Source organism: Pseudoalteromonas sp. S554, from assembly GCF_005930865.1.
GTDB lineage: Bacteria > Pseudomonadota > Gammaproteobacteria > Enterobacterales > Alteromonadaceae > Pseudoalteromonas > Pseudoalteromonas marina.
In genome coordinates, this window is record NZ_PNDV01000016.1 from 1 (window position 1) to 8,168 (window position 8,168).

Annotated in this window: 6 protein-coding genes; 2 read left to right on the forward strand and 4 right to left on the reverse strand. The window is 42.3% G+C overall.

The features are described from left to right. Positions 1–142: 142 nt before the first annotated feature. On the reverse strand, positions 143–1,759 hold the full coding sequence (locus CWB65_RS04575; protein ID WP_138740015.1) for a cell surface protein: 1,617 nt from the start codon (positions 1,757–1,759) through the stop codon (positions 143–145). 168 nt (positions 1,760–1,927) lie between these two features. Continuing rightward, the gene (dgt, locus tag CWB65_RS04580) at positions 1,928–3,394 is read right to left on the reverse strand and encodes a dGTPase (protein ID WP_039037273.1); all 1,467 of its coding nucleotides are present in this window, start codon (positions 3,392–3,394) and stop codon (positions 1,928–1,930) included. A gap of 191 nt (positions 3,395–3,585) precedes the next feature. Between dgt and CWB65_RS04585 the strand changes: the two genes are divergently transcribed. After that, entirely contained in the window at positions 3,586–4,809 is a 1,224-nt protein-coding gene (locus tag CWB65_RS04585; RefSeq protein ID WP_138740016.1) for an alkaline phosphatase family protein, read from the forward strand. A gap of 125 nt (positions 4,810–4,934) precedes the next feature. Here CWB65_RS04585 and CWB65_RS04590 read toward each other — a convergent pair whose 3' ends face one another. Both CWB65_RS04590 and CWB65_RS04595 read right to left on the reverse strand, forming a co-directional pair. Then, positions 4,935–5,678, reverse strand: coding sequence for a M12 family metallo-peptidase (locus tag CWB65_RS04590; protein WP_006793508.1), 744 nt, complete (start codon positions 5,676–5,678; stop codon positions 4,935–4,937). Between the two features lie 159 nt (positions 5,679–5,837). Beyond that, positions 5,838–6,536 carry a protease inhibitor BamI-like protein gene (locus tag CWB65_RS04595; protein WP_138740017.1) on the reverse strand — a complete coding sequence of 233 codons (699 nt, stop codon included), beginning with the start codon at positions 6,534–6,536 and terminating at the stop codon, positions 5,838–5,840. A 354-nt stretch (positions 6,537–6,890) separates the two neighbouring features. On the opposite strand from CWB65_RS04595, the gene CWB65_RS04600 reads away from it, so the two are divergent. After that, a complete protein-coding gene (locus CWB65_RS04600; protein ID WP_138740018.1) occupies positions 6,891–8,048 on the forward strand; it encodes a benzoate/H(+) symporter BenE family transporter in 1,158 nt (385 codons plus the stop codon). Positions 8,049–8,168 lie beyond the last annotated feature (120 nt).

Sequence of the window (8,168 nt, forward strand, 5' to 3'; positions counted from 1 at the left end):
AATGAGAAGCCAAGCCATTTAATTTATTGGTTTTTTAATCACGAGTCACTTAATCACTTTTCTAAAAGCGCAGCGTCTCTAAACCTCTATGTGAATAATGGATTTTAGGTCTTTAATGCACAAAGAGGATTGAGTGAGGTTGCTACTCTTTTGTTTGTAGCTTTTTAGCGCGTTCTTCTGCGTTTATTAGTGCTTGTGATTTAGGGGCGCGTTGTTTTTCTTCTATTTTGGGTTTTTCGGCTGAGTTTGGGTCCCAACTTGCATCAAGTGATAGGTTGGCAAATGGGTTGCTGGCATCTGCTTTTTTAGGCTCAGCTGCAGGGGTTTTAGGCTCGGCTTTTGCCTCAGATGCTTCTGGCTCTGGTTGAATTGTTTTAGGGGTGTTTTGTGGCGCTGGTGGCTCCGGCACGGTTTGTGTTGGCTCTGTTTTACGCGGTTTTTTCTTTTTGCCGGGCAGTGGTGCATTAGGATCGAACGTGCGTACTTCGGGCTCTTTAAAGTCGTGTTCCGTTTTAAATGCAGGCGCTTCTGGCTCGGGTTTATCTAATTTAGCAGGTGTACTTGTTGGTAGCGGCTCAGGTGTTTTCTCTGCTGGTTGTTCAGTTTTTTCAACAGGCTCTGCTGGTGTTGGCTCTGGTTTTACTGGGCTGTGCTTGCGCTGTTTTTTTACTGGTTTTGCATCTGGATCAAAGTCGCGTACTTGCGGTTCGTTAAAGCTGCTGGCGTTTTTAATACGCTCTAATGTAGTTTTAGCTGCGGCTTCAAACTCGGCGGTATTAGGTTGTGGTTTTTCTTCGCTTGGTTTGTCATTACTAACTGCGTCGTTAGTAGGGGCTTTTGGCTCGGCTGTTTCTGTAGCCGATTGCTCACTGGGTGCCTGTATTTTTTGTGTGGTTTTTGATTGCTGTTGCTCTGAGGTTACATTAGCTATTTGTTTTTCGGCGCTTTGTGTATTTTGTGTTTGCGTACTAACCGCTGTAACGGCTGCGCTGGCATTGGTTTGTTTTGCGCGGCGCAAACGAATGATCACCATTGCGCCAATAAGCACAACCAGTACTAATACAAAACTTGGTAATAATAACGAGCTAGGTTGCTGGCGCGCTGGTTGTGGGGCAATCACTGGCGCTGGTTTTATCACCGGCGCTACTGTTGGCTCTGTGGGTTGTATAACCGGTGTCGCTTGCTCTGTTACTTGGCTTTGCGCTGGCTCTTGTACTTTTTTTGATTCTCCCTCAAGCACTTGTGCTGAAGCTTGTTCACGTTTTTGAGTTGTTATTGGCTCTGCTAGCGTTTGGTTGTCAGCTGTGTTGTTAGGTGCGTTGTTTTCAGTAGGTGTAGGTTGTGTAGGCTCTACATTAATGGTCACTTCGCTTGCGTTAGCGTCAATCATGTCGCTAATTTGCTGTTTTTGCTCATCGGTTAAGTTTAGTGTTTTTTCGTCTATTAGCCCATCGGTGGTTTGGTTGGTGGGCTGAGTAACCGGAGCAGGTTGCACATTGTTTGGTTGTGGTTGGGTTACTATTACGCTTGGCTCTGGCTCTTTTACTATTGGTTTAGGCTGAGTAAGTACTTGCTTAGGTTTGTTACAATGTTTTTTGTAGTCACGCGCCGCTTTACGGTATTTTTCGCTTGTTTTGTTATTACTGTATTGCTGTACTTCTTGCTTTATAAGTATGCACATTGCTTCGTTATAAGCAGCGCTATTAACACTATAAAATAAGGCAAAACAAAGCGTCAGGCGTGTGAGTAAAGTGGTCATAAGGGCGGTTAGCGTTTAAACATTAATAAGTTGATTTTAAGCGTAAAATTAAAAATTATCTAGGGGAGTATTACGCTTAATGGCGGGCGAATATGGCTAAGCTTATTTGCTTTAATATTAAAGCTTAGCCTGGCGGTTATTAAATAGCGCTGAGTAAGCGCTATTTAATTAGCTTATTACCATTAAGCTGCGGTATTCGTCGTAGGCAAATTGGTCGGTCATGCCGCTAATGTAATCTTGAATTAACCGGCATCGGTAATAAAATTCGTAGGCTGCAAAATGGTCGGGCTCTTCTTGCATGGCGTCTATGGCATGTTGGTAGCTGTTTAAGTGCTTTTTAGAGAGCTTTTTAACAAGCCTTGATTCTATTAGTAGGCGTTTGTCGCCATTTAGGGCGCGTTTAAAGTCGTCACTTGTTAATTGCAGTAGAGGTTTGTAGCTGTCGAGTAGGCCGTTAATAATTCTGTAGCCTTGTAGCTCAAGCTTTTCTACTTCTTTATCTGAAAACACATGCGCTTGGGCAACTTGTTTAAGCGTTTGTGTTACGGCATGCAAGTGGCTTCGGTCTTCTAGTAGGGCATGGTTAAAGTCGCCGTGATAAATGGGTTCTATGTTTTCTATAAAGCGTTTTGCGGCATGGTTAACTAGCGGGTGCAGCAGGGCTACACGCAGGTATATAAAAAATTCGCTATTAAAGTTATACGGTTGTGCTTTGCCACGCTCTAGTGCGTAGTTTACCGCTTTGCTAACAAAGTCTTGGTGTTCGGTGTCGTCAATGGTTAGGTTTATAAGTACTTTTTGATAGTGATTTTTAAGCACGGTGCACAGTAGCTCAATGGTTATTATGCCTTTTTCTACTGCATCTTCTATGTCGGCTAGGCAGTAGGATATGTCGTCGGCGGCTTCCATTATGTAACTGGCAGGATGACGACAGTATGGCTCTATGGTTAACTCGTTTTGTAATGCTTCAATAAAGGCTTTTTCACTGTAGTAGTAGCCTACTTTTTTCATTAAGTAGTTTTTATTTTGGGGTATGTCTTTTACATCAAGCCCTGCTGGGCGGGTGTATTTTAAAATACCTGCACTTTGGCTGTAGGTTAGGTTAAGGGTTTGCAACGAGTGAATAATACGAATGCCTTGGGCGTTGCCTTCAAAGTTGCAAATGTCTTGCGCTAGGTGCTTAAAAATAACGCCTATGCCGGTGTTTGGCTCGCGGCATCGCTCGGGCGTTACACTGGCTAAATTAGTATTAAACCAGTGGTTTATTGCGGCTTCGCCAAAGTGGCCAAAAGGTGGGTTGCCAATGTCGTGCATTAGGCAAGCCATTTCTACTAGGCTTTCGAGTGGGCGTTCTAGGTCGGTTAAGCCATAATCTTTTTGTTGCTCAAAGCTTAGGTTGGCAAAAATACGCTGTACAATAAAGCGGCCAACTTGTTGTACTTCAAGCGAGTGGGTTAACCTTGAACGCACAGCGGCGTTTCGCTCAAGCGGAAATACTTGTGTTTTTTGTTGCAAGCGACGAATAGCGGCGCTGTTCATTATGCGGCCACGGTCGCTTTCGAGCGCCATTTGTAAATTAGAGGTGGTTCTGTACATACGTGCGGGGGTTATTTTTTTACTAAAGTCGATAGTCATCGGTGTCCTTGTTTAGTGGCGATGACTGGCGAGGTAAATGCGCGTTGTCATTCGTTTTTAATACTTACTAGTTAATATATACACCTAGAGGAGTTAGGTACAGGTGCTTGTATCATTTAAGGCCTGGCAATTGTATTATAAAGTTATATTTTTCAGTATTTAACGTATTTTAATGTAGGCGAGTATTTGTAATGAAGTATGGATTTGTAACGGCGATGATGTGGGCACTTTTGGTGTTAACCAGCCATACGGCGTTTGCAGCAAAAGAGCAAACGGTAGTACTTGTGTCGATTGACGGTTTTAGGTGGGACTACATTGAAAAACACGGTGCACCTAATTTAAAAGCTATGGCCGATAAAGGCGTAAGGGCACAAAAGTTAATACCGGTTTACCCCACAAAAACGTTTCCTAATCATATTTCTATTGTGACTGGGTTATTGCCAGTGAATCACGGCATTGTTGATAACAAATTTTGCGACAAAGCGCGTAATAATGAGTGTTACAGCATGGGTAAAGCATTAGGCGACAGTACGTGGGTAAAAGGCATTCCGCTGTGGAACTTAGCTAAAATGCAGGGTCTTAAGTCGGCGGCGTATTTTTGGCCTGAGTCTGATGCGCGGTTTAATGGTATGACTCCCGACTATTTTTATCATTACTCTAAGCATAGTGAGTACCAAGGCCGGGTTGACCAAATTATTCAGTGGTTGAGCTTACCTAAGGCGCAGCGCCCTCGATTTGTTGCGAGTTATTTTTCGTTAGTCGATAGCATGGGGCACGAATTTGGCCCCGATGCGCCACAAACACGTGATGCAGTTAAACAGCTCGATACGTTAATGGGGCAGTTGCAAGCGCGTTTAAATAAATTAGAACAAGATGTGAACTTAGTGATTGTGTCGGACCATGGTATGGCGGTTGTTGATCCTGATAAAAGCATTTTGTTAAACACGTTACCTAGTGATGACGGTTTTATAGTTAAAAATACGGGGCCGCGTTTACTAATATATGCAAAACCCGAAACCAGCGTAGCCGACATAGCCAATTACAAAGCGCGTTTACGCGAGGCGGCAAATGGCCGTTATACAGTGTTAACTGATGAGCAGTTGGCTGGGTATCATTATAATAAAGGGAGCCGAGTGGGCGATATTATAGTGCAAACTAACGCGCCTGCTGTATTTACCAGTAAGGGTAAATCGACTTATGTTGGCACACACGGTTACGCTTACACAGACGACATGGCAGCCACGTTTATTGCAACTGGGCCTGCATTTAAACAAGGTGTAAGCCTTAAAAAAGTAAATAACCTCGACATATATCCGGTGCTTGCAAAAGTAATGGGCTTAAAGCTATTAAATAAGGTAGATGGCGATGGTAAAACGTTAATGCCGGCTATTAAGCAAAAAGTTGTTGTGCATTAAAAAGAGCGCATAACGCGCTCCAAAGGGACTAATACCAATCCGCAAAATAGATCACTTAATTAAACGGATTAGACTAACAAAATAACGTAAGCGGGCATTACATATGCCCGCTTTTTTGTGCTCATTTATTTAAAGTTAGCAATACTTGTTTTTGTAGCCGTTACAGTGCGAATTGCGTATGCCTGGTTTGTAATACCGTAAGGAATACCGTTTACGCTCCAATTTGGGTTAGAGAAGTAATCGTACTGTGTTGCGCTACCAAATACTTGTGGGTACGCCATGATACTTGCAAACTCGTTTTGTACACCGTGGCCCATGCCGTCAGTGTAAACACCACCCGACGTATCACCTTGTTTACGTGAATGCGCTAAGCCTTGGTTATGGCCTAGCTCGTGTACAAATGTGCTTGCGCCACAATCAATCGCTGTAATTGAGTACATACGATCGCTCATTGAGCTGTAAAGGTTGCCGTTTGTACCTTGTCCAACCCATGCTAAACCACATGAAATTAAGCCAGCACCTGCACTTTGACCCATACCTAGCACTGCTACCATATCGGCTTTCCAGCCTGTGCGTAGGTTATCTACGTAGCTGCTGTTTGTTACTGCATTAAGCCAATCTTCAGATGGAGTAATTGCGTAGTCGCCTAAGTTTTGCGAGCCCACTAAACGCAGCGTAATGTCTACGCCATTTTGGCTGTAAACTTGATTACTAAACGCAATAAGCTGGTTAATTTTTGTATTAATATTGCTGGTTGCTGCAGCCGACTGGTCGGTATATAAAATACCAATATCGATTGTTTCTGCTTGAGCTGTGCTTGCAGCGCACAATGCAGCTGCTACTGCTGTTTTGATGATTACATTCTTCATTGTTGTATTTCCTTACTCTTGTAGTGGTTAATATAGTTATTATTAAATTTTGCTTAAGCATAACGAGCACGCTTAAGCAGCCATTTAATGGGGCTTAATATAAAAAATTAGGTAATAGCAATCCGCGATAGCACTTAATTAAGCGGGCGGAATAAGTGATTAGCCGTCGGTTTTAGGGGCAAACATATCGCCAGCGTTATCGGGTTTTGGCTGTGGGGTACTTACGTCGTGCTCAATATGGCTTTTATATAAATCGCGTTTAGCGGCTATCCAGCCATACTGGCCTTTGCTTTCAAATACGTAGTTACCAGAAGGCGCGGTAAATTGGCCGTATATAGCGTCTTTCCCAACGGTAAGTACCGTGTTGTGCATACGTCCGTCAACGCCAAGTACTTTTCCAAAAATACTTTTGTCACCATTGGCCGACTCAATAACGTTAGTGACTTCGGCTGTATAAGTTTCGGTTGTTTGTGGAATAGCTAAATCAAAGTTTTCGCCTGTTTTTAGTGCTTGTAAAGTGGCTAAATCAAACTCTATGTACGCTTCGTTATTAAGATCGGTAGGCAGTACTTTGGCATTGGTAAGTACTGCTTTGGCACGATCAGATAAGCGGTTTACCGCGTCAAAGCTTTCAAATGTGGCTGTTTGTTCTATTTTAGGCGTGGCTTTTATAGGGTCTTTACTCATATCAATAGGCACAGGCGCTTTGGTTGTGCGTGTTTTTTGCAGATCAATAGGAACAAAATCGATCGCTATTGGAGCAGTAGGCTCCTCGGCTTTTTTGGTCTCAATTACTCCTTTGTAAATGGCAAATGCGAGTACCGCAGTAGCAATGGCAGCAATGATTAAACGCTTCATTTGTTTCTCTTTTGGTGTTTTTGGTTAACTATTTGTTACGTTTTATACTAAGTGAGTAATTAGATCAAGTTTGGCTTTATAGTATTAATGTATTGTTTTTTGATTTTTTAAGTTGTTGTAAAGTAATGGTTAGCTTGTTTTTAGTACATTTTAGGTATTGCTTTTTGTAGGCTTCATGCAGCCTGTGGCGCTTTTATAGGTACTTGTTTGTTTTTTAAAATGCAATAATTTAAAGGCTCAAAACTTTTTAAAATAAAAATGAAAATAATTCACGATTCTTACACTAATAGTTAATTGCATTGTAAAAATGAGCAACGTATGTTGTGTGCATAAAAATAAATGCAAGAGGGATATATGGCGTTTTCAGATCAATTACTTAACCGAGCAACCGCTGGATTAGTGGCAGTGATTATTGGTTTTGCAAGTTCCATTGCATTAATTTATCAGGTTGTGATCACCCTAGGGGGGACGCCTGATTTAGTTGCGAGCTGGATTTTAATGCTAGGTTTAGTAATGGGAACAACCTCAATAGGTTTATCTTACTATTACAAAGTTCCTGTTTTAATTGCATGGTCGACCACTGGGGCTGCTTTGCTTATATCAAGCGCACAGGGATATAACCTAAACGAGGCGGTTGGGGCATTTATGTTTGCCGCGTTGTTGGTTTTTTTGTCGGGTATAACGGGTTGGTTTGAAAAAATAATGAACCGAATACCCAGCGAACTTGCCTGTGCCATGTTAGCGGGCGTGCTGGTTACTTTTGGTATTGATGTATTTAATTTTATGAATGATATGCCCTTAGTTATAGGGTTAATGGTATTGGTTTATTTTGTAGGTAAGCGCTTTTTTGCGCGTTTTGCCATGCTAAGCGTGTTAATTGTGGGGGTGTTATTAGCGTGGCAATTTGGCCATGTAGATACCAGCGCATTGCAGTGGAAAATGAGTCACTTTACCTATATTGCGCCTTCGTTTAATTTACAAGCCTGTATAAGCATTGGTTTACCTTTATATATTGTGACAATGACCTCTCAAAATCTGCCAGGTATTGCTGTGTTAAAGGCGCATAATTACAAAGCGCCTATTTCGGCAACGCTTAATGTGACGGGGCTAGTAAATGTACTTTGTGCGCCGTTTGGAGCGTATTCAATTAATTTAGCTGCGATTACGGCGGCTATTTGTATGAGTGATGAGGCTGATAAAAACCCGGATAAACGCTATTGGGCAAGTATTGCGGGTGGTGTGTTTTACATTTTAATGGCGTTGTGTGCTGCAACTTTAGTCGGTTTGGTGGCAAGTTTGCCGCAGGCACTTATTTTGGCGTTAGCGGGTATCGCTTTGTTTGGCACTATTGCAAATAGTTTGCAGCAAGCGTTAACGGGTTCGCAATATACCGAGGCTGCAATAGTGACGTTTTTAGTTACGGCGTCTGATTTAACGATGTTTTCAGTAGGATCTGCTTTTTGGGGAATTATAGCGGGCGTATGTACAGTAATGATCACTCGTAAAGGTTAATGACGGTGGGTTACTTAAAAGCGCAGCGCCTTTTAATCTTTTTGTGAATAATGGGCTTTCAAAACTGTAATGCACAAAGAGGAGTGAATGATCAGGGCAATACCAATGTTTAGTTAGATA

Excerpts from the sequence above, each read along its gene's own strand:
- CWB65_RS04575 (WP_138740015.1), bottom strand. The coding sequence starts at position 1,759 with ATGACCACTTTACTCACACGCCTGACGCTTTGTTTTGCCTTATTTTAT.
- dgt (WP_039037273.1), bottom strand. The coding sequence starts at position 3,394 with ATGACTATCGACTTTAGTAAAAAAATAACCCCCGCACGTATGTACAGA.
- CWB65_RS04585 (WP_138740016.1), top strand. The coding sequence starts at position 3,586 with ATGAAGTATGGATTTGTAACGGCGATGATGTGGGCACTTTTGGTGTTA.
- CWB65_RS04590 (WP_006793508.1), bottom strand. The coding sequence starts at position 5,678 with ATGAAGAATGTAATCATCAAAACAGCAGTAGCAGCTGCATTGTGCGCT.
- CWB65_RS04595 (WP_138740017.1), bottom strand. The coding sequence starts at position 6,536 with ATGAAGCGTTTAATCATTGCTGCCATTGCTACTGCGGTACTCGCATTT.
- CWB65_RS04600 (WP_138740018.1), top strand. The coding sequence starts at position 6,891 with ATGGCGTTTTCAGATCAATTACTTAACCGAGCAACCGCTGGATTAGTG.